Origin of the sequence: Microbacterium meiriae, from assembly GCF_040686935.1 — a bacterium.
Lineage (GTDB): Bacteria > Actinomycetota > Actinomycetes > Actinomycetales > Microbacteriaceae > Microbacterium > Microbacterium meiriae.
Genome location: NZ_JBFBMF010000001.1, coordinates 863,486 through 885,719, shown reverse-complemented (window position 1 = coordinate 885,719; position 22,234 = coordinate 863,486). Strand labels below are relative to the sequence as shown.

The 22,234-nt window shown below is 71.1% G+C and carries 20 protein-coding genes; 12 read left to right on the top strand and 8 right to left on the bottom strand.

Features of this window, described 5'->3' with window-relative positions; translation table 11 throughout:
- Positions 1-63: 63 nt before the first annotated feature.
- The 3 genes from AB0P08_RS04235 to AB0P08_RS04225 form a co-directional block, all read right to left on the bottom strand.
- A complete protein-coding gene (locus AB0P08_RS04235; protein ID WP_187663066.1) occupies positions 64-1,071 on the bottom strand; it encodes a LacI family DNA-binding transcriptional regulator in 1,008 nt (335 codons plus the stop codon).
- A 68-nt stretch (positions 1,072-1,139) separates the two neighbouring features.
- Positions 1,140-2,801: a glycoside hydrolase family 13 protein gene (locus AB0P08_RS04230; RefSeq protein ID WP_363588249.1), complete on the bottom strand. Its 1,662-nt coding sequence runs from the start codon at positions 2,799-2,801 to the stop codon at positions 1,140-1,142.
- A gap of 172 nt (positions 2,802-2,973) precedes the next feature.
- Entirely contained in the window at positions 2,974-3,870 is an 897-nt protein-coding gene (locus tag AB0P08_RS04225) for an SDR family oxidoreductase (protein ID WP_363588247.1), read from the bottom strand.
- 216 nt (positions 3,871-4,086) lie between these two features.
- Here AB0P08_RS04225 and AB0P08_RS04220 point away from each other — a divergent pair, with 216 nt between their 5' ends.
- Entirely contained in the window at positions 4,087-5,343 is a 1,257-nt protein-coding gene (locus AB0P08_RS04220) for a YyaL domain-containing protein (RefSeq protein ID WP_259955275.1), read from the top strand.
- A gap of 97 nt (positions 5,344-5,440) precedes the next feature.
- Here the strand turns inward: AB0P08_RS04220 and purQ are convergent, their stop codons facing one another.
- The 3 genes from purQ to AB0P08_RS04205 form a co-directional block, all read right to left on the bottom strand.
- A complete protein-coding gene (gene purQ / locus AB0P08_RS04215; protein ID WP_187663069.1) occupies positions 5,441-6,148 on the bottom strand; it encodes a phosphoribosylformylglycinamidine synthase subunit PurQ in 708 nt (235 codons plus the stop codon).
- Positions 6,145-6,393: a phosphoribosylformylglycinamidine synthase subunit PurS gene (gene purS, locus AB0P08_RS04210; RefSeq protein ID WP_025103985.1), complete on the bottom strand. Its 249-nt coding sequence runs from the start codon at positions 6,391-6,393 to the stop codon at positions 6,145-6,147. The genes purQ and purS overlap by 4 nt, the downstream gene beginning before the upstream one ends.
- A gap of 152 nt (positions 6,394-6,545) precedes the next feature.
- Entirely contained in the window at positions 6,546-7,076 is a 531-nt protein-coding gene (locus AB0P08_RS04205) for an adenine phosphoribosyltransferase (protein ID WP_268777872.1), read from the bottom strand.
- Positions 7,077-7,309: 233 nt separating this feature from the next.
- Between AB0P08_RS04205 and AB0P08_RS04200 the strand changes: the two genes are divergently transcribed.
- The 5 genes from AB0P08_RS04200 (at position 7,310) to AB0P08_RS04180 (ending at position 13,249) form a co-directional block, all read left to right on the top strand.
- Complete coding sequence (locus AB0P08_RS04200; RefSeq protein ID WP_363588244.1) at positions 7,310-8,626, top strand: ABC transporter substrate-binding protein; 1,317 nt, start codon at positions 7,310-7,312, stop codon at positions 8,624-8,626.
- Positions 8,627-8,760: 134 nt separating this feature from the next.
- Complete coding sequence (locus AB0P08_RS04195; RefSeq protein WP_363588242.1) at positions 8,761-9,801, top strand: carbohydrate ABC transporter permease; 1,041 nt, start codon at positions 8,761-8,763, stop codon at positions 9,799-9,801.
- Entirely contained in the window at positions 9,798-10,688 is an 891-nt protein-coding gene (locus tag AB0P08_RS04190) for a carbohydrate ABC transporter permease (protein ID WP_259952927.1), read from the top strand. Before AB0P08_RS04195 ends, AB0P08_RS04190 begins: the two co-directional genes overlap by 4 nt.
- Positions 10,689-10,693: 5 nt before the next feature.
- A complete protein-coding gene (locus AB0P08_RS04185; RefSeq protein ID WP_363588240.1) occupies positions 10,694-12,124 on the top strand; it encodes a GH1 family beta-glucosidase in 1,431 nt (476 codons plus the stop codon).
- Between the two features lie 129 nt (positions 12,125-12,253).
- A complete protein-coding gene (locus AB0P08_RS04180; protein WP_187664081.1) occupies positions 12,254-13,249 on the top strand; it encodes a LacI family DNA-binding transcriptional regulator in 996 nt (331 codons plus the stop codon).
- An 82-nt stretch (positions 13,250-13,331) separates the two neighbouring features.
- Here AB0P08_RS04180 and AB0P08_RS04175 read toward each other — a convergent pair whose 3' ends face one another.
- Positions 13,332-14,141 (bottom strand): M57 family metalloprotease, encoded by an 810-nt coding sequence (locus AB0P08_RS04175; protein WP_187663075.1) that lies wholly within the window; start codon positions 14,139-14,141, stop codon positions 13,332-13,334.
- A 471-nt stretch (positions 14,142-14,612) separates the two neighbouring features.
- On the opposite strand from AB0P08_RS04175, the gene AB0P08_RS04170 reads away from it, so the two are divergent.
- Positions 14,613-15,281, top strand: a complete 669-nt coding sequence (locus AB0P08_RS04170; RefSeq protein WP_363588238.1) for a TetR/AcrR family transcriptional regulator — start codon at positions 14,613-14,615, stop codon at positions 15,279-15,281.
- A gap of 13 nt (positions 15,282-15,294) precedes the next feature.
- Here AB0P08_RS04170 and AB0P08_RS04165 read toward each other — a convergent pair whose 3' ends face one another.
- Positions 15,295-15,951, bottom strand: coding sequence for a GntR family transcriptional regulator (locus AB0P08_RS04165; RefSeq protein ID WP_187663077.1), 657 nt, complete (start codon positions 15,949-15,951; stop codon positions 15,295-15,297).
- Between the two features lie 160 nt (positions 15,952-16,111).
- Here AB0P08_RS04165 and AB0P08_RS04160 point away from each other — a divergent pair, with 160 nt between their 5' ends.
- Genes AB0P08_RS04160 through AB0P08_RS04140 form a run of 5 tightly spaced genes read left to right on the top strand, consistent with a single transcriptional unit; the run spans position 16,112 to position 22,222 of the window.
- Positions 16,112-17,389: an NRAMP family divalent metal transporter gene (locus tag AB0P08_RS04160; protein WP_259952916.1), complete on the top strand. Its 1,278-nt coding sequence runs from the start codon at positions 16,112-16,114 to the stop codon at positions 17,387-17,389.
- 1 nt (position 17,390) lies between these two features.
- A complete protein-coding gene (locus AB0P08_RS04155; protein ID WP_187663079.1) occupies positions 17,391-18,155 on the top strand; it encodes a LamB/YcsF family protein in 765 nt (254 codons plus the stop codon).
- A 1-nt stretch (position 18,156) separates the two neighbouring features.
- Entirely contained in the window at positions 18,157-18,957 is an 801-nt protein-coding gene (locus AB0P08_RS04150; RefSeq protein WP_363588236.1) for a putative hydro-lyase, read from the top strand.
- Positions 18,957-20,510 carry a 5-oxoprolinase subunit B/C family protein gene (locus tag AB0P08_RS04145; RefSeq protein WP_363588234.1) on the top strand — a complete coding sequence of 518 codons (1,554 nt, stop codon included), beginning with the start codon at positions 18,957-18,959 and terminating at the stop codon, positions 20,508-20,510. Before AB0P08_RS04150 ends, AB0P08_RS04145 begins: the two co-directional genes overlap by 1 nt.
- Positions 20,507-22,222 (top strand): acetyl/propionyl/methylcrotonyl-CoA carboxylase subunit alpha, encoded by a 1,716-nt coding sequence (locus tag AB0P08_RS04140; protein WP_363588232.1) that lies wholly within the window; start codon positions 20,507-20,509, stop codon positions 22,220-22,222. Before AB0P08_RS04145 ends, AB0P08_RS04140 begins: the two co-directional genes overlap by 4 nt.
- Positions 22,223-22,234 lie beyond the last annotated feature (12 nt).

Genomic DNA, 22,234 nt, shown 5'->3' with positions numbered 1-22,234 from the left:
CCCGTCAGGGCCGGAACCGCGGTCTCCGCGCGCCGTACTCCTGAGTTGTGAACGCCGCCCGGCTCAGACGAGCCGGGCGGTCGTGCCGCGGACGTTGAGCTCGTACGGAAGGGCGGCGGGCGGGCGCACGGCTTCCGGGTCGGTGAGCTTCGCGAGGACCGCGTCGGCCGCCCGTTCGCCCTGTCCGAGCGGGAACTGGTCGACCGTGGTGAGGCGGAAGAACTCGCCGAGCTCATGGCCGTCGATGCCCACGATGGACAGGTCCCCCGGCACCGCGAAGCCGAGGTCGCGCGCGGCGAGGAGCGCACCGATCGCCATCTCGTCCGACGCGGCGAACACCGCGGTGGGACGCGGACCCGGACGCCCGAGGAGCTGCTTCGCGGCGCGGTAGCCACCCTCCACCGTGAAGTCCGCGGGCTCCAGGAACGCGGGGTTCAGGGGGATGCCGGCCGTGGCCAGTGCCCGCTCGAACCCGAGTCGTCGGTTCGTGGGGATGTGGAAGTCGATGTCGAACTCGGGGTTCGCGCCGATGTGGGCGATCTCGGTATGGCCGAGGCCGAGCAGGTGCTCCGTCGCGAGCTGCGCCACGGCGACGTCGTCGACCGTGAGCGTGTCGAGCTTCGGATTGGGGCCGCCGATCGCGATGACGGGCAGGCCGAGGTCGAGGAGCTGCTGGGTCTCGTCCTCGTCCAGCTCGATGGACACGGCGATCACGGCGTCGACCCGCTGGCGGCGCAGGAACGTGTCGAACACGTGGCGGCGCACGTCCTTGTCGGCGGTGATGTTGTAGAGCGTGATGTCGTAGCCGGCCCGCATCAGGGCCGCGGAGACCCCGGACAGCACGGTGCTGAAGAACCAGCGGTCGAGGAACGGCACCACGACTCCGATGTTGCGGGTGCGCCCCGACGCGAGGCTCGAGGCGCGGGAGGAGACCACGTATCCGAGCGAGGCAGCGGCGGCCTGCACGCGCTCGCGCGCGGACTCCGACACGTGCCCGCGGCCGCTCAGCGCGCGGGAGACGGTCGCGGTGGAGACGCCGGCGAGCCGGGCGACCTCGTCGATGCTCGCCATCGTCGTTCCTTCGGATCGGAGACGCCCGTGCCGCGCCCCGGGTGGAGCGCGCCACGGGCGCCGCGGTGTCAGGCCGTGGTGTACCAGACGGCGGTGTCGACCGGGACCTGGGCGCCGTCGAAAGGCTGGCTGCGGAGCAGGACGACCGCGCCTTCCGGAAGGTCGAGCGGAGCCGTGCCGAGGTTCGCCAGCACGTGGACCTCACCGCGACGGAAGGCCACGGCGTCGGGGCCGGCGTCCTCCCACACCAGCGACCCGGTGCCGAATCCGAACTCGTGACGACCGGCGAGCAGGCGCTTGTACAGGGCCAGGGTCGACGCCGGGTCGACCTCCTCGACGTCCCGGGCGTAGGCCGCCCAGTCCGCGGGCTGCGGGAGCCACGAGAGTCCGGTGTCGTTGAAGCCGAACGCCGGGGCCTCCGCCTCCCACGGCAGCGGCACACGGCAGCCGTCGCGGCCGTAGCGCTCGCCGTTCGTGCGGAACCAGGTCGGGTCCTGACGGTACTCGTCCGGGATCTCCATGGCCTCGGGCAGTCCGAGCTCTTCACCCTGGTAGAGGTAGGCGGAGCCGGGGAGCGCGAGCATCAGCGTGGTGGCCGCGCGGGCGCGGGCGAGGCCGATGGCCGTGTCCGGCTTGTCCGGGGTGTTCGGGCCGATGCCCTCGCCCTGCGGGTTGTCGATCGTGAGCGCCAGGCGCGTGGCGTGCCGCACGACGTCGTGGTTCGACAGCACCCAGGTGCTCGGTGCACCGACCGCGCCGAAGGCGTCCAGCGACTCACGGATCACGTCGCCGAGCGCCTTCGCGTCCCACGCCGTCATCAGGTACGGGAAGTTGAAGGTCTGGTGCATCTCGTCCGGACGCACCCAGAGCGCGGTCTCCTTCAGCGTCGGCATCCAGGCCTCGCCGCACAGCGCGCGGTCGCCGTCGTACTCCGCGAGCACCTTGTGCCAGTCGCGGTAGATCTCGTGCACGCCGTCCTGGCCCCAGTACGGCACGTTCGACTCGCCGCCGCCCATGGAGTCCGCGTCGGTGGGCGGTGTGTAGTCGGGGAGGCCCTCGGTCTTGATCATGCCGTGGGCCACATCGACCCGGAAGCCGTCGACACCGCGGTCGAGCCAGAAGCGCAGGATCGAGCGGAACTCCTCCTGCACCTCCTCGTTGTTCCAGTCGAAGTCGGGCTGCGTGGCGTCGAAGATGTGCAGGTACCACTGACCCGGCGTGCCGTCGGCCTCGGTGATGCGCTGCCACATGCCGCCGCCGAACACCGACTCCCAGTTGTTCGGGGGCAGTTCGCCGTTCTCACCGCGGCCGTCGCGGAAGATGTAGCGTGCGCGCTCCGGGCTGCCCGGCGCGGCCTTGAGCGCCTCCTGGAACCAGGGGTGCTGGTCGGACGAGTGGTTCGGGACGAGGTCGACGATCACGCGGATGTCGCGGGCGTGGGCCTCGGCGAGCATGAGGTCGAAGTCGGCGAGCGTGCCGAACAGCGGGTCGACGTCGCGGTAGTCGGCCACGTCGTAGCCGGCGTCGCGCTGTGGGCTCGTCATGAACGGGCTGAGCCAGATCGCGTCGACGCCGAGCTCCTGCAGCGAGTCGAGGCGACTCGTGATGCCGGGGAGGTCGCCGATGCCGTCGCCCGACGCGTCCGCGAAGGAGCGGGGGTAGATCTGGTAGATGACGGCGCTGCGCCACCACTCGGAACCGGGGGCTGCGATCTGTTCGAGCTGTGCCATGCGATCAGGCTACTGCAAACGCTTACAGTCCCGCCACCACAGGTATCGAAACGGTTCGGCGATCCCTTTCGCCCTCTCCGCCGACCCACCCCTTTCCGTCCGACCCACCCCCTTGCGGACGGCCGGAGGGGGCCGGCAGGAACGGAAGGGGGTGGGTCGACAGGGATGAGAGTCAGGGCGTGGGCATGCCGCCGTTGACGTTCAGGGTCTCGCCGAGGACGTAGCTCGACTCCGGGGAGGCGAGGAAGACGTACGCGGGGGCGAGCTCGGCGGGCTGACCCATCCGGCCCAGAGGCGTGTCCTGGCCGAACTGGTCGATCTTCTCCTGCGGCTGCCCGTCACTCGGCTGCAGCGGGGTCCAGATCGGTCCGGGCGCCACGGCGTTCACGCGGATGCCCTTGGGCGCGAGCTGCTGGGCGAGGCCCTTCGTGAACGCGTTGATGGTCGACTTGGTCGACGCGTAGTCGACGAGGATGTCCGACGGCGAGTAGGCCTGGATGGAGGTCGTGTTGATGATCGTCGACCCCGCGGGGAGGTGCGGCAGGGCGGCCTTCGTGATCCAGAACATCGCGTACACGTTGGTCTTGAACGTGTCGTCGAACTGCTCGTCCGTCACATCGGTGAGGGACTCCCGGAAGACCTGCTTGCCGCCGTTGTTGACGAGGATGTCGAGTCCGCCGAGCGCCGCGACGGCCTCGGCCACCAGGGTCCGGCAGTACTCCGGGTCGCGCAGGTCGCCGGGGATGGTGGCCACGGTGGCACCCGCCTCGCGGAGGATCCCGGCGATGCGGCTGGCGTCCTCCTCCTCTTCGGGGAGGTAGGAGATCGCGACGTCGGCCCCCTCGCGAGCGAACGCGATGGCGGTGGCCGCGCCGATGCCGGAGTCGCCGCCTGTGATGAGCGCCTTGCGTCCGGTCAGTCGTCCGGTGCCGCGGTACGACTCCTCGCCGAGGTCGGCCTTCGGGGTGAGGTCCGCGTCGAGACCGGGCTCGCGCATGTGCTGCTTCTGCGGCTGGATGTCGGCGTAGAGCTCGACCGGGTTGGTGAAGGTGTACTGGTCGCGGGACATGGGGTGTCCTTTCCGGGAGGTCGGGGACGGGAGGACCATCGTGCGCCTCGCGCTCCGGGTCCGGCAAACGCCTTGCACGCGTCCGGTCGCTTTGGTACACGCGCATGTGGCCGAAAGACACTTCCCCTCGAGCCTCCTGTCATGACAGGGTGGCGAACATCCCCCCGTGTCGCTCGCGGCATGTCCCCCGGGGGGTCCTGCCGTCGAGAGGTCGTGATGTCCGCTTCCGCCCGCCGATCCGCGCCCTGGGCGGTCGTCGCCGCCCTCGTCGTCGGCGCCGTGCTCGTCGGTGCCGCCCCCGCCGTGTCCGATGCGTTCGGCACGCGCGTGCAGCCCCCGGCCGACCCGGTGAACGACCCCGCCGCTTCGGTCGCGCTCGCCTACGAGTTCCTCGACGCCCGGGTCGACGAGTTCTGCGACGGCGAGGGCCGGTGCCTGCCGCGCAGCTACGAGGGCGGATTCTTCACCACGCCGTCCTGGGACTTCACGCCCTCCTTCGTCTACGACGACGCCCTTGTCGTCATCGCCTACACCGCCCGCGGTCTGCCGGACGACCTGCGCCGCGCGCAAGCTGTCGCGGACACCCTCCTCTTCGTGCAGGAGAACGACCCGGTCGCCGACGGCCGCGTCCGCACCTCGTACGAGCCGCACGGCATCCGCCAGGGGCGCATGGAGATCACGGGGCCGGGCACCTTCACCGGCAATCAGGCCTGGGTGGGCATGGCGCTCGCCCGCCTCTTCCACGCCACCGGCGAGACGCGGTATCTCGACGGCGCGGTGCGCATCGCGGAGTGGATCCAGGACAACACCGCCGACATGACCCGCGCGCCCTACGGCTATACCGGTGGGCAGACCGATGCCGGGGTGCCGCTGGAGTGGAAGTCCACCGAGCACAACAGCGACATCGCCGGGTTCTTCACGCAGCTCGCCCAGCTCACGGGCGACGCGGTGTGGGCGGAGCGGGCGGCGGTGGCCGCAGGCTTCGTCGCGGCGATGCAGAGCGCCGACGGGCACGTGGACACCGGGACACTGCTGGACGGCAGCACGATCAACACCCGCCCGATCCCGCTCGACGCGCAGACGTGGAGCCTCCTCGGCACCGGGGACGCCCGGTACGGAGCGGCCGTCGACTGGACGCTCGCGCACCTCGTGGCCCAGGACGGTCCCTACCGAGGCCCGTCGATCAGTGACGTGGACGTGTCCAAGGTCTGGTTCGAGGGCAGCGGACACCTCGCCCTCGCGCTGCAGGAACGCGGGGCCCCTGGTGACCAGGCGCGCGCGGAGGAGCTGCTGGCCGACATCCGACTGGTGCAGCGCGACGCGGCGAACGGCGACGGCAAGGGCATCGTGGCGACTTCGACCGACGGACTCGACTCCGGCTTCGGCGACCTCTACTACGCGAGCCTGCACACCGGCACGACGGCCTGGTACCTGCTCGCGGCCGTGGGCGACAACCCCTTCCGTCTCCCCTGACCTCGTCCGTCGACCCGGCCCCTTGCGGTCGACCCGGCCTCTTCAGTGCGCCCGCAAGGGGGTGGGACGCACGCGGAGGGGTGGGTCGACGGAGAGGTCAGGCGGCGACGCGGGCGACGGCGGCGATCGCGCTCGTGAAGAAGTCGAGACCGTCCACGCCGCTGCGCATCGCGACGGCGGTGTCCGGACCGAAACCGGGCTCCGTGGCGTGCTCGGGATGCGGCATGAGCCCCACGACGTTGCCCGCCTCGTTGGTCAGCCCCGCGATGTCGCGCAGCGAGCCGTTCGGGTTCACGCCGGCATAGCGGAACGCCACGAGACCCTCGCCCTCGATGCGATCGAGCGTCTGCTCGTCGGCGATGTAGCCGCCGTCCGCGTTCTTCAGCGGGATGATGATCTCCTGGCCGGTGCGGAAGGCGTTGGTCCACGCGGTGTCGGCGTTCTCGACCGTGAGCTTCTGGTCGCGGCGGACGAAGTGCTGGTGCCCGTTGCGGATCAGGCCGCCGGGGAGCAGGTGCGCCTCGACGAGCATCTGGAAGCCGTTGCAGATGCCGAGGACGGGCATGCCCTTCGCGGCAGCGTCCTTGACCTCGCTCATGATGGGCGAGAGCGCGGCGATGGCGCCGGCGCGCAGGTAGTCGCCGTAGCTGAAGCCGCCGGGAAGGACGAGGGCGTCGACGCCCTCGAGGTCGTGCGAGCCGTGCCACAGGGCGACCGGCTCGGCTCCGGCGATGCGCACGGCGCGCTGCGCGTCGACGTCGTCCAGCGAGCCGGGGAAGGTGACGACGCCGATGCGGACGGTCACTCCGCCACCTCGACGCCCACGACGTCCTCGATCACGGCGTTCGACAGGACCTCGTCGGCGATGCGGCGGGCCTCGGCGAGGACCTCGTCGGTGACCTCGCCCTCGACCGTGAGCTCGAAGCGCTTGCCGATGCGGACGTCGGTGAAGCCCTCGACGCCCAGGCGGGCGAAGGCGCCGGAGACGGCCTTGCCCTGCGGGTCGAGCAGTTCGGGCTTGGGCATGACGTCGACGACGATGGTGGGCATGACGGCTCCAAGAGTCGCGGGCGGACGGGCGGTTTCAGTCTACCGCTCGCCGATGCTCCGCTGAGACCCCGGCCTCTCGCCCAGGCCCCGCCCTGCGCGCGCCGCTACGCCGGGGTGTCGGCGGGAAACCGGGGTCTCGGCGGCAGAGGGGGTCAGGAGTGGAAGACGGTGTGGAGGTCGCCGATCGCCTCGCGGCCGCCGAGGCCGTCGATCTCGAAGAGCACCGAGATGCCGGCGACGTGGCTGCCGAGGCGCTCGACGAGCTGGCGACCGGCGGCCAGAGTGCCCCCGGTCGCGAGCACGTCGTCGATGAGGAGGACGCGGGAGCCCGCGGGCAGATCGTCGTGCATCTCGATGGTCGCGGTGCCGTACTCGAGGGCGTAGTCGACGGACGCCGCGGGCCGGGGGAGTTTGCCGGCCTTGCGGATCGGGATCAGTCCGACGCCTGCGGCGATGGCGGCCGCCCCGGCGAGGATGAAGCCGCGAGCCTCGATGCCGGCCACCACGTCGAACTGCCCCGCGAAGGGCTCGATGATCGCCTCGGTCGTCACGCGGAGGGCCTCGGCGTCGGCGAGGAGCGGCGTGATGTCGCGGAAGATGATGCCGGGCTCCGGGTAGTCCGGGATGCTGCGGATCAGGGATTCGGCGCGGGTGAGGGCGGGGGAGAGGGTGGCTTCGGGCACCGGACAAGGGTACGCCGCGTTCACAACTCCGGAGAATTCGCGGGCTCCGGGCCGATAGCGGTCGAACGGCGGCATCGGATCCCGATTCTCCTGAGTTGTGAACGGGGACCGGCGGCCACCCCGCACCCTTGACATCGTGGGAGCGCTCCCATAGAGTTCACGGAAGTCTGTGGGAGCGCTCCCACGACTCACCCCCGCACCACCACCCGCACGAACCCACAAAGGAGTGAACCGTGAACTCACGTGCCCGCACCCGGATCCTGGCGACAGCCGCCGTGGCATCCGTCTCCGCTCTCGCCCTGGCCGGCTGCTCCGGCAGCACCGGCGGCGACGGCGACACCGGCGGCAGCGCCGACGAGAAGGTCACACTGACCGTCACCACCTTCGGCACCTTCGGCTACGACGACCTCTACAAGGAGTACGAGAAGGCGCACCCGAACGTGACGATCGAGGCCACCAACATCGACACCGGCGGCAACGCCCGCACCGACGCCTTCACCAAGATCGCCGCCGGCTCCGGCCTCAGCGACATCGTCGCGATCGAGGAGGGCTGGCTCGGCGCCATCATGGACGTCTCCGACACCTTCGTCGACCTGCGCGACTACGGCATCGAGGACCGCAAGGACGACTGGGTCGACTGGAAGTACGGTCAGGCCACCGACGCCGAGGGCCGCGTCATCGGCTACGGCACCGACATCGGCCCGAGCGGCATCTGCTACAACGGCGCCGCCTTCGAGGCTGCCGGCCTGCCCAGCGACCGCGAGTCCGTCGCCGAACTGCTCAACGGCGACTGGGAGAACTACTTCCAGGTCGGTGCCGACTACACCGAGAAGACCGGCAAGGCCTGGTACGACCACTCCGGCTTCGTCTGGAACGCCATGGTGAACCAGCTCGACGAGGGCTACTACACCGCCGACGGTGAGCTGAACGTCGAGGGCAACGACGAGCTCCAGGAGCGCTTCGAGCTCCTCGGCGCCGCGACCGAGGGCGGTCAGTCCGCAGCGCAGACCGCGTGGGACTGGAACGGCGGCAAGTCGTTCGTCGACGGCACCTTCGCCACCTTCGTCTGCCCCGGCTGGATGCTCGGCGTCGTGCAGGGTCAGGTCGAGGCCGGCGGCGGCGACGCGTCGACCGGCTGGGACTTCGCGGACGTGTTCCCCGGCGGCGCGGCCAACTGGGGCGGCGCGTTCCTGTCGATCCCGGAGTCCTCGGAGCACAAGGAGGCCGCGGCCGAGCTCGCCGACTGGCTGACGCAGCCCGAGCAGCAGGTGAAGCAGTCCGCCGCCGCGGGCAACTTCCCCTCGACCATCAAGGCGCAGGAGTCCCTCGCCGACGAAGCCACGCCCAACGCGTTCTTCAACGACGCGCCGACCGGCGCCATCCTCGCCGAGCGTGCCAAGGGCGTCGTCGCGCAGTTCAAGGGCGCCGACGACTCGGTGATCCAGGAGAACGTCTTCGGCCCGGCGCTGAGCGCGCTCGACCGCGGCGAGACCGACACGCAGGGCGCCTGGGACCAGGCGATCGGCCTGCTGAACGACCTCGTCGGCTGATCATCTCGCTTCGACAGGCTCAGCGACCCAGAGTGGACGCCCAGCGCCCCGAGTGGACGCCCAGTGACCCGAGTGGACGCCCAGCGCCCCGAGTGGGTGGCTGAGCCTGTCGAAGCCCGGCAAAGGACACGCCCATGACCCTCACCGCCCCGCCGGCGGAGCCGCAGGCCGCCGCCCCCCTGGCGGCGGACGCTCCGCCGCGACGCTCCTGGCGCACCCGCGTCTCCCGTTTCGACCACCGCGCCTCTCCGTACTTCTACATCTCCCCGTTCTTCCTCCTCTTCGGGCTCATCGGCCTCTTCCCGCTGCTGTACACGGTGTGGGTCGCGGTGCACGAGTGGGATCTGTTGAAGGGCGAGGGGCCGTTCGTCGGCTTCGGCAACTTCGCGGCGATCCTCGGCGACGGCATGTTCTGGAACTCCATCCGGAACACGCTGAGCATCTTCCTGCTCTCCGCCATCCCGCAGCTCGCCGTCGCCCTGGTGATCGCGTACCTGCTGGACCGCGGACTGCGGGCGCCGACGTTCTGGCGGATGAGCGTCCTCGTCCCCTTCGTGGCGACGCCGGTCGCCGTCGCTATCATCTTCTCGAGCATCTTCAACGAGGCGGACGGGCTGGCCAACAACCTCCTCAACCTCGTCGGCATCGCCGATCAGCAGTGGAAGCACGACACGTTCCTGTCGCACATCGCGATCGCGGTCATGGTGAACTTCCGCTGGACCGGCTACAACGCCCTCATCCTCCTCGCCGCGATGCAGGCCGTGCCGCGCGACCTCTACGAATCGGCCGCCCTGGACGGTGCCGGGGCCGTGCGGCGGTTCTTCGCCATCACGATCCCCACCATCCGTCCGACGCTGATCTTCGTCATCATCACGGCGACCATCGGCGGCCTGCAGATCTTCGCCGAACCGCGTCTGTTCGACGTCTCCACCGCGGGCGGCATCGGCGGCAGCGATCGGCAGTTCCAGACCACGGTGCTGTTCCTCTGGGAACTGGCGTTCTTCCGCCGGAACCTCGGCGAGGCCTCGGCCGTCGCGATCCTGCTGTTCCTCCTCATCGTCGCGATCGGCCTCATCAACTTCCTGATCTCCCGGCGCATCGCCACCGGAGACGCCCCGAAGAACCGCGCGGCCCGACGCCGCATCCGCCCGACCGGAAAGGAGGAGGCGCGATGACCGCCACCCAGGCCCTCAGCGTGCCGGAGCGGATCCGCCGCCGGCGCGGCGCCGCGAGCGGGAGCGCCGGCCTCGGCAGCCGCCCCGGCTTCCTCACCTACGGGCTCCTCGCGGCCTTCGTCATCGGCGGCGCCTACCCGCTGTGGTGGTCGTTCGTCGTGGCGAGCGGGACCAACGCGACCCGCGGTGAGACCCTGCCCCTCATCCCCGGCGGCAACTTCCTCGCGAACGCGGCGAAGGTGTTCGATGCGATCCCGTTCTGGCTCGCGCTCGGCAACTCGTTCCTCATCTCGACGATCATCACGATCTCCGTCGTCACGTTCTCGACCCTCGCCGGCTATGCGTTCGCGAAGCTGCGCTTCCGCGGGCGGGACGGCCTCATGGTGTTCGTGATCGCGACCATGGCCATCCCCACGCAGCTCGGCATCATCCCGCTGTTCATGCTCATGCGCGAGCTCGGCTGGACGGGGACGATCGGCGCGGTGATCGTGCCCACCCTCGTGACGGCGTTCGGGGTGTTCTTCATGCGGCAGTACCTCGTGGACGTCATCCCGGACGAGCTCATCGAGGCCGCCAGGGTCGACGGCGCGAACCAGTTCCGCACGTTCCTCACCGTCGGGGTGCCCGCGGCGCGGCCGGCCATGGCGATCCTCGGACTGTTCACGTTCATGACCGCCTGGACCGACTACCTCTGGCCCCTGATCGTGCTCTCCCCCCAGAACCCGACGCTGCAGACGGCGCTCAGCCAGCTGCAGTCCGGCTATTACATCGACTACTCGATCGTGCTCACCGGCGCGGTGCTCGCGACCCTTCCGCTCCTCGTGCTCTTCGTGATCGCGGGGCGGCAGCTGGTCAGTGGCATCATGGCGGGCGCGGTGAAAGGATGACCCCTATGACGCGTGCCTTCCCCTCGGACTTCCTCTTCGGCGCGGCGACCGCGGCCTACCAGATCGAGGGCGCCGCCTTCGAGGACGGACGGACGGCATCCATCTGGGACGCCTTCTGCCGGGTGCCCGGGGCCGTGGTCGGTGGCGACGACGGGGATGTGGCGTGCGACCACTACCACCGGTATCCGCAGGACGTCGCGCTGATGAAGCAGCTCGGGCTGCAGACGTACCGCTTCTCCACCTCGTGGTCGCGGGTGCGCCCGGACGGTGGCGCGGTCAACCAGGCGGGGGTCGACTTCTACAGCCGCCTCGTCGACGAGCTCCTCGCGGCCGACATCCTGCCCTGGCTCACGCTGTACCACTGGGACATGCCGCAGGCCCTGCAGGAGGTCGGCGGCTGGACGAACCGCGATGTCGTCGAGCGCTTCCTGGAGTACGCGGGCACCATGCACGACGCCCTCGGCGACCGGGTGAACGTGTGGACGACGCTCAACGAGCCGTGGTGCTCGTCCTTCCTCTCCTACACCGGGGGCGAGCACGCCCCGGGGCACACGAGCGTCGCCGAGGGACTGCTGGCCTCGCACCACCTGCTCCTCGCGCACGGTGCGACGGTGCGCGAGCTCCGCGGTCGCGATGCCTCCCTCAACCTCGGCATCACGCTGAACCACACGGTCGCCGATCCCGCCGACCCGCAGAACCCCGCGGACGTGGACGCCGCCCGGCGGCTGGACGGTCAGTTCAACCGCTGGTTCCTCGACCCCATCTACCGCGGCGCGTATCCCGCCGACACCGTGGAGGACATCCGCGCGGTGGACCCCGACGCGGTCGCGCGGTTCGAGGCGGCGGTGCACGAGGGCGACCTCGACACGATCGCGCAGCCCATCGACACGCAGGGCGTGAACTACTACCACGGCGACCTCGTGTCCGGCACGGGGCCCGACGACGCCCCGGTCTCCAGCGGCCCGGAGACGGCACACGTGACCCGGAGCCCGTACCCCTCGCACGAGGGCATCCACGCGGTCGAGCGCGGGCTGCCCCGCACCGCCCAGGGCTGGGAGGTCCAGCCGGAGGGGCTCACGCGACTGCTGCAGCGGTTGTGGACCGAGTACGCCGAGCCCGCGGGGGTCGTGCTCTCGGTGACGGAGAACGGCGCGGCCTATGACGACACGGTCGTGGTGGCGGACGGGGAGACCCGGGTGCCCGATGCCGACCGCACCGCGTTCCTGCGCGCGCACCTCGACGCCGTGCTGGACGCCAGGGACAGCGGTGTGGACGTGCGCGGCTACTTCTACTGGTCCCTGTTCGACAACTTCGAGTGGGCGTGGGGGTACGACAAGCGCTTCGGGATCGTCCGCGTGGACTACGACACCCAGGAGCGGACGGTCAAGGATTCCGGCCGCGAGTACGCCCGGATCATCGCCGCGCGCTCCCTCTGATCCGTTCGAATCGCCCGATTGGCTCCATCCGCGGCCGAGATGGGACCAATCGGGCGATTCGAAGCGGGGATTTTCACGGGCGAGGGTCCGGGTGGATGAGAATGGGGCGATGGAAGAGAGCAAGCGATGATGTCGCCCCGGGCGACCATCGAGGAGGTCGCGACGGCCGCAGGCGTGTCCCGGTCGACCGTGTCGCGGGTCGTCAACGGGTCGACGGCGGTCAGCCCGGAAGCGCTCGCCGCCGTGCGCGCCGCGATCGACGAGCTCAACTACGTGCCGAACCGGGCCGCGCGCTCCCTCGCCTCCCGGCAGACGCACGCGATCGCCCTCATCGTCCCCGAGGACACGTCGCGCTTCTTCGGCGACCCGTTCTTCGCAGCGATCGTGGCCGGCATCACCGGCGCCCTCCGCAGCTCCGACTACCTCCTGAACCTGCTGATCGCGAGCGACGACCCCGGCGACAAGATGACCAGCTTCGTGCGCAACGGCGGCGTCGACGGTGCTCTCATCGTGTCGCACCACACGAGTGACGCCTTCGTCGACCGGATCGCCGACGCGGTCCCCGTCGTCTACGGCGGCCGCCCGGTGCGCCGCGCCGAGGGGGACTACGTGGTCGACGTCGACAACGTCGCGGGAGCGCGCGAAGCCACGCAACGCCTCGTCGACATCGGACGCACCCGCATCGCCACGATCTCCGGCCCGCTCACGATGCCCTCGTCGACCGACCGCGTGCAGGGGTTCCGCGCCGCGCTCGCCGCCGCCGGTCTCACCCCCTTCGCGGAAGAGGAGGGCGACTACAGCGAGGCGAGCGGAGCCGACGCCGCCCGCCGGCTGCTCGCGGAAGGGCGGCCGGACGCGATCTTCGTCGCCAGCGACCTCATGGCCCGAGGGGCGCTGACGGCGCTGCGGGGCGCCGGGGTGCGGGTGCCCGAGGACATCGCGCTCGTCGGCTTCGACGACTCGTCGGTGGCGCTGACCACCGATCCGCCGCTGACGACCATGCGCCAGCCCATGTACGCCCAGGGCGAGGCGATGACGCAGGTGCTGCTCTCCCGGCTCGCGGGAGAGGATCCGCCGCGCACCACGATCCTGCCGACGGAGCTCGTCGTCCGCGGTTCCGCCTGAGCCGCGTCGACTCCGGACACGGGTGAGGCCCGATCGCGGACGACCGGGCCTCGGTGGTGCCGGAGCGAGTCCGACGAGAGGGTCAGTTCCCGTAGAGGGAGACGACCCCGGTGCGGTCGGCGGTGGTCATCGAGAGGTCGTCCGAGCTGCCGTTGCACTGCGGGTAGTGCATGATCGACGACGAGTCGTACGGGGTGAGCGGACGCCAGTTGTTGTCCTCGAAGCAGGTGCCGGCCTCCGGACGGGTGTGCTCGTGGCGGAAGCCGAGCACGTGGCCGAGTTCATGGCCGAGCACGTTCGTCGGCGTCCACGCTCCGGCGCTCCAGATCGAGTCGTCGATGAGCACGTTCTGCTGCCGGGCCGGCGTGCTGGGGAAGAACGCACGGGCGATGTACTGCGTCGTGGCCACCGGCTCGACGGAGAACACGACGGCGTTGTTCCGCGTGGTGCAGTTGGCGTCCGCGCTGCTCACGTACCGGAAGTCGATCTTCGAGGACGCGGACTCCCAGAGCGCGGCGCCGCCCTCCATCGCCCGGACGACGTCGGCGTGACGGCTGCCGAACTTCGTGCTCACGCAGTAGGTGAGGTTGGCCACCTGGGAGGCCGACCACTTGTCGTCGATGTTGTTGACCGTGTTGACGATGAGGCCGTCGTTGCGGGTCTCGGGGCCGATCAGCCGGTCGTAGAAGGCGCGCAGCTCCTTCTTTCCGGAGATCACCTCGTCGCCGTTGACGACGTAGGCGCCGTCCACGTCCCGATAGGTGGACGACGCGAACTCCTGGTACGAGGGCGCGGAGTCGTCGGGCGACGCGGCCGTGGCGGGGATGACCGCGCTGAGGCTGAGCGCGGCCGCCGCGGTGGCGGCGAGCGCGAGTTTCTTGGTGAATCGCATGGAAGATCCTCTTCGATCTGAGCGGTGCCGCGCGTCCGGTGGGCGAGCGGTCTCCGGTCCGGACGGTGAGCATCGCTGCCACCGAGGGGCCGAAGCCCGCTCACGCTAACCGCGCCGTTTCGACGGGGTCAAGGCGCGACACGGCCCGTCGTGCGCTTTCTGCACTCAGGTCAGGAATCCCCCCGAGGGGTCACCGCCGAAGGTCCCGTCGGCGCTCGGCCGGACGTCGGCACCGGTGGTCGACGACCGGGCCTGGTCCTCGGTCCGTCGTCGTATGCCGGAGGTCGAGGAGGGCCACGGACGCATCTCCGCCACCCCCTCCATCGGCTGGAGACGCGTCCGTGGCTGCTGCGGCGAACCCCCGCGCCGCGAGTGCTCGCACCCTCCATAGGTTGAACGAGCATTCAGTGATTAATCTATCCCGAGACGGCCCGTGAGGGAATTCCGCCGGACCCGAAAGGTGGATGCCGTATGGCGCGATCGGATGAGCAGAATCGTCTGGCCCGCGAGCGCGCCAGGGAGAACATCCTCCAGGCGGCGATCGAGGTCTTCAGCGAACGTGGCGTCGCCGGGGCGGGCATCGCCGAGATCACCCGTCGCGCCGGAGTGGCGCAGGGGCTGGTGAACTATCACTTCGGTGGCAAGGACCAGCTCGTCGCCGCGGTGATCGACCGCTGGTTCGAGACGGTCCTGGCCTTCGCGCAGGTCGAGGGCACGCCCGACGAGATGCTCGCCGCCATCATCGACGGGGCGATCGGTGCGACGGCCTTCGCGATGCCCTTGCAGCGCGCGGTGCTCGCCATGCAGCAGCAGCCGCTGACGCATCGCCTGTTCGCGGAATCGGAGCAGCGCTATGCCGAAGGTGCGACGGCGGCGGAGGACGCCGTGCGCGCCGTCTTCCGCGCCCGAGGTGCCGAGGACCCGGCCCTGGAGGAGATCATGCTCCGCAGCACCCTGGAGGGGGTGTTCGTGAAGTACTGCGTCTTCGGCGACACGTATCCGCTCGAGGACGCGCGGCGCTGGCTGCACCGCCGGTACGGGCTGCCGGAGCCGACCGCCGCGCTGCCTGGGCTGCCGGCCTCGCCCCAGGGCGAACCCCGACCCCGCGCGACGGCGGCGCTGCGGACCGACGCGACCTGAGCCGCGGCCCCGCTCAGCCGAGCTGCATCCGCGCGAACGCGCCGAGAACGACCCGCTCCGATTGCACGAGATATCTCTCCAGCTCCGCCGCTCCGGCCTCGGCGCCCCGGGTCAGGAACGTGTCGAGCACGGCGCGGTTCTTCCGGACGAACGGCTCGTGCAGGGCGCGGGGGTCGTCGATCTTGAGGAACGCGAGGCGCAGCTCCGCCGCGACGTTCCGGTAGGTGCGGGCGAGGCGCGGGCTGTCGGCGAGGTCGACCAGCGCGACGTGGAACGCCATGTTGGCACTGCCGACCGCGCGCCAGGCGGACGTGTCGTCGGGGGAGACCCCGGCCACGGCGGCCTCGGCCGCGGCGACCGCGTCGGTCATGCGCTGGACGGCGGGATGCTCCGGCTCGGACTGCCGGAGAGCCGTGCACTCGATGACCCGGCGAGCCCGGTAGATGTCGATGACGTCGGCGATCGAGGGTGAGGCCACGGAGACGCCGCGGTGCGGGATGTGCTCGACGAGTCCCTGTTCCGCGAGCACCCGGAACGCCTCGCGCAGGGTGTTGCGGGACACGTCGAAGCTCTCCGACAGCGCCGACTCGGACAGCCGGGAGCCCGGGGCGACGTCGCCGTCGATGATGCGCTGACGGAGCACGTCGGCGAGCGGGCCCTGCTGGTTCATGCCTTCATCGTAGGCGCGGTCGGTGGGCGAGGTCGTGCCGATGATCACACGAAAGCAACCGCGCTGTAGCACGACGGAAACATGATTGTTGAACAATCGGGTTCTGTCCGTTCTACACTGGGGGTCACCCGACACCCACCAACGACGATGGGACCCCCCTATGTCCGAGCAGTCCGCCCCCGCCCTCACCCCCGAGGACGAAGCCCGCGCCGCCCACGCGAAGAAGCGCGCCGGCCGCAGTGCCGTCATCGGCGCCATCTTCCTCATGGCCACGAGCGCCATCGGTCCGGGGTTCATCACCCAGACCGCGACGTTCACCGCCCAGATGGGAGCCGCCTTCGCGTTCGCCATCCTCGTGTCGATCCTCGTCGACATCGCGGTGCAGCTGAACATCTGGCGCATGATCACCTCGTCCGGCAAGCGCGCCGGCGAGCTCGCCAACAGCGCCATCCCCTTCTCCGGCCATGTGATCGCCGTGCTCGTCGTCATCGGCGGGCTCGCGTTCAACATCGGCAACATCGCCGGTGGCGGCCTCGGCCTCAACGCGCTGCTCGGGATCGACCCGAAGATCGGCGGCGCGCTCACCGCGGCCCTCGCCATCATCATCTTCCTCGTGAAGAAGGCCGGGAAGGTGATGGACATCGTGCTCATCGTCCTGGGCATCGCGATGATCGTGATGACGCTCGTCGTCGCGTTCATCGCCCAACCGCCGGTCGGCGACGCCCTGCGCCAGACCTTCGTGCCCGACCAGCTCAACTTCGCCACCATCACCACGATCGTCGGTGGCACGGTCGGCGGCTACATCACCTACTCCGGCGCCCACCGCTACCTCGACTCCGGCCACGTGGGCCCGCAGTACGCGAAGCCCGTCATGCGGGCCGCCGCCAACGGCATCATCGTGACCGGCATCATGCGCTACGTGCTGTTCCTCGCAATTCTCGGCGTGGTCGCCTCCGGCGTGGCGCTCGACCTCTCCTCGCAGGCCGCCAACCCGGCCGGCCAGGCGTTCGGCGCGGTGCTCGGCGACGCGGGTCTGCGGATCTTCGGCGCGATCTTCTGGGCCGCCGCGATCAGCTCGGTCATCGGTGCCGCCTACACCTCGGCGACCTTCCTCTCGACGTTCACCGCCAAGCTCCGCGGCGGCTGGCCGCTGCAGCTCGCCACGGTCGCGTTCATCGTCGTGTCCCTCGGTGTCTACCTCGCGATCGGCACGGCCCCGGCCGCGATCCTCGTGTTCGTCGGCGGCTTCAACGGCCTGATCCTCCCCATCGGCCTGACGGTGTTCATGTACATCGGCTGGTTCCGCCGCGACCTCCTCGGCGACCGGAAGTACCCGATGTGGCTGCTCATCGCGGGCACTGTCGTGACCGCGCTCACCTGGTACATGGGCGCCGTCTCGATCGGCCCCATCTTCGCCTTCCTCGGAATCGGAGCATGACATGGCGACCATCGACCTGAACTCGGACCTCGGCGAGAACGTCCCCGACCGGATCGTCAGCGACGACGCGAGCATGCTCGAGATCGTCACGAGTGCGAACGTGTCGTGCGGATTCCACGCCGGGAGCCCGGAGGGCATCCGCGAGACCCTCGCGGCGGCGGTCGCCGGCGGCGTCGTGATCGGTGCGCACCCCGGGTACCGCGACTACGAGAACTTCGGGCGCACGAAGGTCGACATCGACTCGGCCACGCTGCAGGCACATGTCGAGTACCAGCTCGGTGCCCTCCTCGGGCTCACCGCGGCGGTCGGCGGGCGGGTCTCCTACGTCAAGCCGCACGGAGCGCTCTACAACACCATCGCCCGCGACGAGCGGCAGTCGAAGGACGTGGTGGCGGCCATCACGGCGATCGACCCCTCGCTCGTGCTGCTCGGTCTCGCCGGCGGCGTCGTGCTCGACGTCGCCGAACGGGCGGGGCTCGCAGTCGCGGCGGAGGCCTTCGCCGATCGCGCCTATCAGCCGGACGGTCAGCTCGTCTCCCGCACCGAGGAGGGGGCCGTGCTGCACGACCCCACCGCGGTGGCGGAGCGGATGGTGCGCCTGGCCGCGGAGGGCGTGATACGGGCGATCGACGGCACCGACGTCGCCGTGTCCGCGCAGTCGATCTGCGTGCACGGCGACAGCCCGGGATCCGTCGCGATGGCCGCGGAGACGAAGCGCCTGCTGCAGGCGGAGGGCATCACCATCGCCCCGTTCGCCGGAGTCTGACATGGCGGTGCTCGCGACTCCCGCCCAGCTCGCCGACGCCCGGGCCGCCCGTGCGGCGCACCGCGCCGGTCACGCCGCGCCTACCAGCGGCGTCGCCCCGGGGCTGACCCAGGCGAACCTCATCGCCGTGCCCGCGGACTGGGCCTTCGAGACCCTCCTCTACGCGCAGCGCAACCCGAAGCCCTGCCCCGTCCTCGAGGTGATCGAGCAGGGCGAGGTGGAGTCGCGGCTCGCGCCGGGCAGCGACATCCGCACCGACATCGGGCGCTACCGCATCTGGCGGGACGGCGAGCTCGTCGAGGAGGTGTCCGACGCGACGGCGGCGTGGGCCGAGCATCCCGACCTCGTCGCGTTCCTCATCGGCTGCAGCTTCACGTTCGAGACGGGGCTCGTCGAGGCCGGGATCCCGATCCGTCATCAGGAGCTCGGACGCAACGTGCCGATGTACCGCACGGCGGTGGACTGCACCCCGGCCGGGCGCCTCCGCGGCGAGATGGTGGTCTCGATGCGTCCGATCCCCGCGGACCGCGTGGCCGACGCCGTGCAGATCTCCGGGCGCACCCCGGCTGTGCACGGCGCGCCGGTGCACATCGGCGATCCGGCGTCGCTCGGCATCGCCGATGTGATGGCGCCTGACTTCGGCGACGCCCCCGAGATCCGCCCCGGCGAGATCCCCGTGTTCTGGGCGTGCGGTGTGACCCCGCAGGCGGCGATCATGGCGTCGAAGCCGCCGTTCGCCGTCACCCACGCCCCGGGGTACATGTTCGTCACCGATGTTCCGGATGCGGAGTACCGGGTCTGATGCGCATCCTCACGGCCTCCGACAGCGCGCTGCTCGTCGAGGCGGACGACCTCGAGCAGGCCATGCGGCTGAATCTGGCGTGGAGCGACATGCCCGGTGTGCTCGAGCGCATCCCCGGCGCCCGCACCGTGCTCGTGCGGTTCGATCCGCACCGCACCTCGGCCGCCGCGCTCGCGGAGGCGCTCGCCGCGACCGAGGTCGACGCGGCGGCCCTGCCCGATGCGGGGGAGGTCAGCATCCCGGTCCGCTACGACGGGGAGGATCTCGACGAGGCCGCCGCGCTCCTCGACGTCTCGGCGGAGGAGATGGTGGCTCGTCACCTCGCCGCGGACTGGCGCGTGGCCTTCTCGGGTTTCGCTCCCGGCTTCGGCTACGCCGTGAGCGGCGACCCCCTCTTCGACGTGCCGCGGCGGTCGTCGCCGCGCACCCGGGTGCCCGCCGGCTCCGTCGCGCTCGCCGGGGCGTTCAGTGGCGTGTATCCGCGGGAGAGCCCGGGCGGCTGGCAGCTCATCGGCCGGACCGCCCTGGAGATGTGGGACATCGACCGCGACCCGCCGGCCCTGCTCGCGCCGGGTCGACGCGTGCGCTTCGTGCGTGCGGAGCGGGAGACCGTGGCGGCGTCGCCTATGGGGGTGGCCGACGCGACGCGTGTCGACCGCCGCGCGGGCGGTCCGGCGGTCGAGGTCGTGCGATCCTCGCTGCAGCTCCTCGTGCAGGACGCGGGTCGCCCCGGCTTCGCGGCCCTGGGCGTCTCGGCCTCCGGCGTCGCCGATCGTGTCGCGATGCACGCGGCGAACCGGGCGGTGGGCAACACCCCCGCCGCGGCCGTGCTGGAGAGCGTCGGCGGAGCCGTTCTGCGCTTCCACGGTGCGGGAGTGGCCGCGGTCACCGGCGCCACGGGCCCGCTCACGCTCACCGACGCCGATGGCACCGAGCGCACGCTCCTCCCCGGGGTGCCCTTCGCGACCGTCGACGGCGATGAGCTCACGCTGGGCCACCCCGACCGCGGACTCCGGTCCGTGATCGCGGTCCGCGGAGGGCTCGCTCCGGCCGCGGCGCTCGACAGTCGCGCGACCGACACGCTCGCCGGGCTGGGCCCCGCGCCGCTGTCCGTCGGCGACCTCCTCCCGATCGGGGCTGCCGCCGTGGCCGCCGTGGAGCCGGATCCGGTGCCGCGCGCGCTTCCCGCGGCCGGGGAGCTGGTCGCGCTCGAGATCACCCTCGGGCCGCGCGACGACTGGTTCACCGCCGCCGGCGTCGACGCGCTCACCGGGCAGGAGTGGACGGTCACGCCGCGCTCGGACCGCGTGGGCATCCGACTGCAGGGCGACGTGCCCCTGGAACGGGCGGTCGGCGGCGAGCTGCCGAGCGAAGGCGCCGTGACCGGGGCCATCCAGGTGCCGCCGGACGGGCAGCCCGTGCTCTTCCTCCCCGATCATCCGCTCACCGGCGGCTACCCCATCATCGGTGCCCTCACCGATCGCAGCCTCGACCTCGCCGCCCAGCTCCCGCCGGGTGTGCGGGTGCGCTTCACCGTCAAGGAGACCTCATGACCTCTGTGCTGATCGCCAACCGCGGCGAGATCGCGGTCCGCGTGATCCGCGCGTGCGCCGAGGCCGGCTACACGTCGGTCGCCGTCTACGCCGACCAGGACGCCGACGCCCTGCACGTGCGGCTCGCGGACGAAGCGATCGGCCTGGGCGGCGACACCGCGGCGACGACGTACCTGTCGGTCGAGGCGCTGATCGACGCGGCCCGCCGCAGCGGTGCCGATGCCGTGCACCCCGGCTACGGCTTCCTCTCCGAGAGTGCCGCGTTCGCGCGAGCCGTCGAGGACGCCGGACTCGTCTGGATCGGACCCTCGCCGGAGAGCATCGACGCACTCGGTGACAAGATGACCGCGCGTCGGATCGCCCAGCGCGTGGGCGCCCCGCTCGCCGCCGGCACGGATCAGCCGTTGTCCGGACCGCAGGAGGCGGTGGCTTTCGCCGAGGAGCACGGCCTCCCGATCGCGATCAAAGCCGCGTTCGGTGGCGGCGGCCGAGGGCTCAAGGTCGTCCGCGAGCTGTCCGAGGTCGCCGACGCGTTCGACGCGGCCACCCGTGAGGCGACCGCGGCATTCGGCCGCGGGGAGTGCTTCGTGGAGCGCTTCCTGGAGAGCCCGCGACACATCGAGGTGCAGGTGCTCGGCGACGGGCGCGGCGGCGTCGTCGTCGTGGGCGACCGCGACTGCTCCATGCAGCGGCGCAACCAGAAGCTCATCGAAGAGGCTCCCGCGCCCGGCCTGACGGAGGCGCAGCGGGCGGCGTTCCATGACGCGGCGCGGGCGATCTGCGCCGAGGTGCAGTACCGCGGCGCCGGCACGGTCGAGTTCCTCCTCGCCGCGGACGGCACGATCTCGTTCCTCGAGGTGAACACCCGGCTGCAGGTCGAGCACCCCGTGACCGAGGAGGTCACCGGGACCGACCTCGTCCGCGAGCAGTTCCGGATCGCGTTCGGGGAGGGGCCGTCCTTCACCGACACCCCGGCTCCGACCGGGCATGCGTTCGAGTTCCGCATCAACGCCGAAGACCCCGGCCGCGGATTCCTGCCCAGCCCCGGACGGGTGGACGCTCTGCGCATCCCCGGCGGACCCGGCGTGCGGTGGGACAGCGGCATCGAGGCCGGCGACACCGTGCAGCCCGCGTTCGACTCGATGATCGCGAAGCTCATCGTGCACGCGGAGACCCGGGACGCGGCGCTCGTGCGGGCGCGTCGAGCGCTGCGGGAGCTCGCCGTCGAGGGTCCGGCGACCGTGATCCCGTTCGACCTCTGCGCCATCGACGACCCCGCGTTCGCGACCGCGACCTTCGCCGTGCACACCCAGTGGATCGAGACCGTGCTGCTCCCGGCGCTGGAGTCGCAGCCGCGCCCCGCGGTCACTCCGGTCTCCGGGCTGCAGCGCTTCGCGGTGGAGATCGACGGCCGCCGCGTGATGCTCGGTCTGCCCGCGGAGCTGCTGGCCGGCATCGGCCGTCCGGCGGGAGAGGCCGCTGCACCCGTGTCTGCGGCGGACCCCTCCGAGCTCCGGGCTCCCGCGCCGGGCACGCTCGTGCGGTGGCTCGTCGACGACGGGGCCGAGGTGGCCGAGGGAGACCCGGTGGCCGTGCTCGACGCGATGAAGATGGAGACGACGGTCACCGCGCACCGCGCCGGCACCCTCACCCCGCGCGCGGACACCGGCGCGACCCTCTCCGCCGACGCCCTCCTCGCCACGATCGCCTGACCCCGGTCCCGT

Coding starts and splice junctions, on each gene's coding strand:
- purS (WP_025103985.1), bottom strand. CDS start 6,393: ATGCCCACCATCGTCGTCGACGTCATGCCCAAGCCCGAACTGCTCGAC.
- AB0P08_RS04145 (WP_363588234.1), top strand. CDS start 18,957: ATGCGCATCCTCACGGCCTCCGACAGCGCGCTGCTCGTCGAGGCGGAC.
- AB0P08_RS04225 (WP_363588247.1), bottom strand. CDS start 3,870: ATGTCCCGCGACCAGTACACCTTCACCAACCCGGTCGAGCTCTACGCC.
- AB0P08_RS04180 (WP_187664081.1), top strand. CDS start 12,254: ATGTCGCCCCGGGCGACCATCGAGGAGGTCGCGACGGCCGCAGGCGTG.
- AB0P08_RS04150 (WP_363588236.1), top strand. CDS start 18,157: ATGGCGGTGCTCGCGACTCCCGCCCAGCTCGCCGACGCCCGGGCCGCC.
- AB0P08_RS04175 (WP_187663075.1), bottom strand. CDS start 14,141: ATGCGATTCACCAAGAAACTCGCGCTCGCCGCCACCGCGGCGGCCGCG.
- AB0P08_RS04155 (WP_187663079.1), top strand. CDS start 17,391: ATGGCGACCATCGACCTGAACTCGGACCTCGGCGAGAACGTCCCCGAC.
- AB0P08_RS04185 (WP_363588240.1), top strand. CDS start 10,694: ATGACGCGTGCCTTCCCCTCGGACTTCCTCTTCGGCGCGGCGACCGCG.
- AB0P08_RS04170 (WP_363588238.1), top strand. CDS start 14,613: ATGGCGCGATCGGATGAGCAGAATCGTCTGGCCCGCGAGCGCGCCAGG.
- AB0P08_RS04230 (WP_363588249.1), bottom strand. CDS start 2,801: ATGGCACAGCTCGAACAGATCGCAGCCCCCGGTTCCGAGTGGTGGCGC.
- AB0P08_RS04165 (WP_187663077.1), bottom strand. CDS start 15,951: ATGAACCAGCAGGGCCCGCTCGCCGACGTGCTCCGTCAGCGCATCATC.
- AB0P08_RS04235 (WP_187663066.1), bottom strand. CDS start 1,071: ATGGCGAGCATCGACGAGGTCGCCCGGCTCGCCGGCGTCTCCACCGCG.
- AB0P08_RS04190 (WP_259952927.1), top strand. CDS start 9,798: ATGACCGCCACCCAGGCCCTCAGCGTGCCGGAGCGGATCCGCCGCCGG.
- AB0P08_RS04195 (WP_363588242.1), top strand. CDS start 8,761: ATGACCCTCACCGCCCCGCCGGCGGAGCCGCAGGCCGCCGCCCCCCTG.
- AB0P08_RS04140 (WP_363588232.1), top strand. CDS start 20,507: ATGACCTCTGTGCTGATCGCCAACCGCGGCGAGATCGCGGTCCGCGTG.
- AB0P08_RS04220 (WP_259955275.1), top strand. CDS start 4,087: ATGTCCGCTTCCGCCCGCCGATCCGCGCCCTGGGCGGTCGTCGCCGCC.
- AB0P08_RS04160 (WP_259952916.1), top strand. CDS start 16,112: ATGTCCGAGCAGTCCGCCCCCGCCCTCACCCCCGAGGACGAAGCCCGC.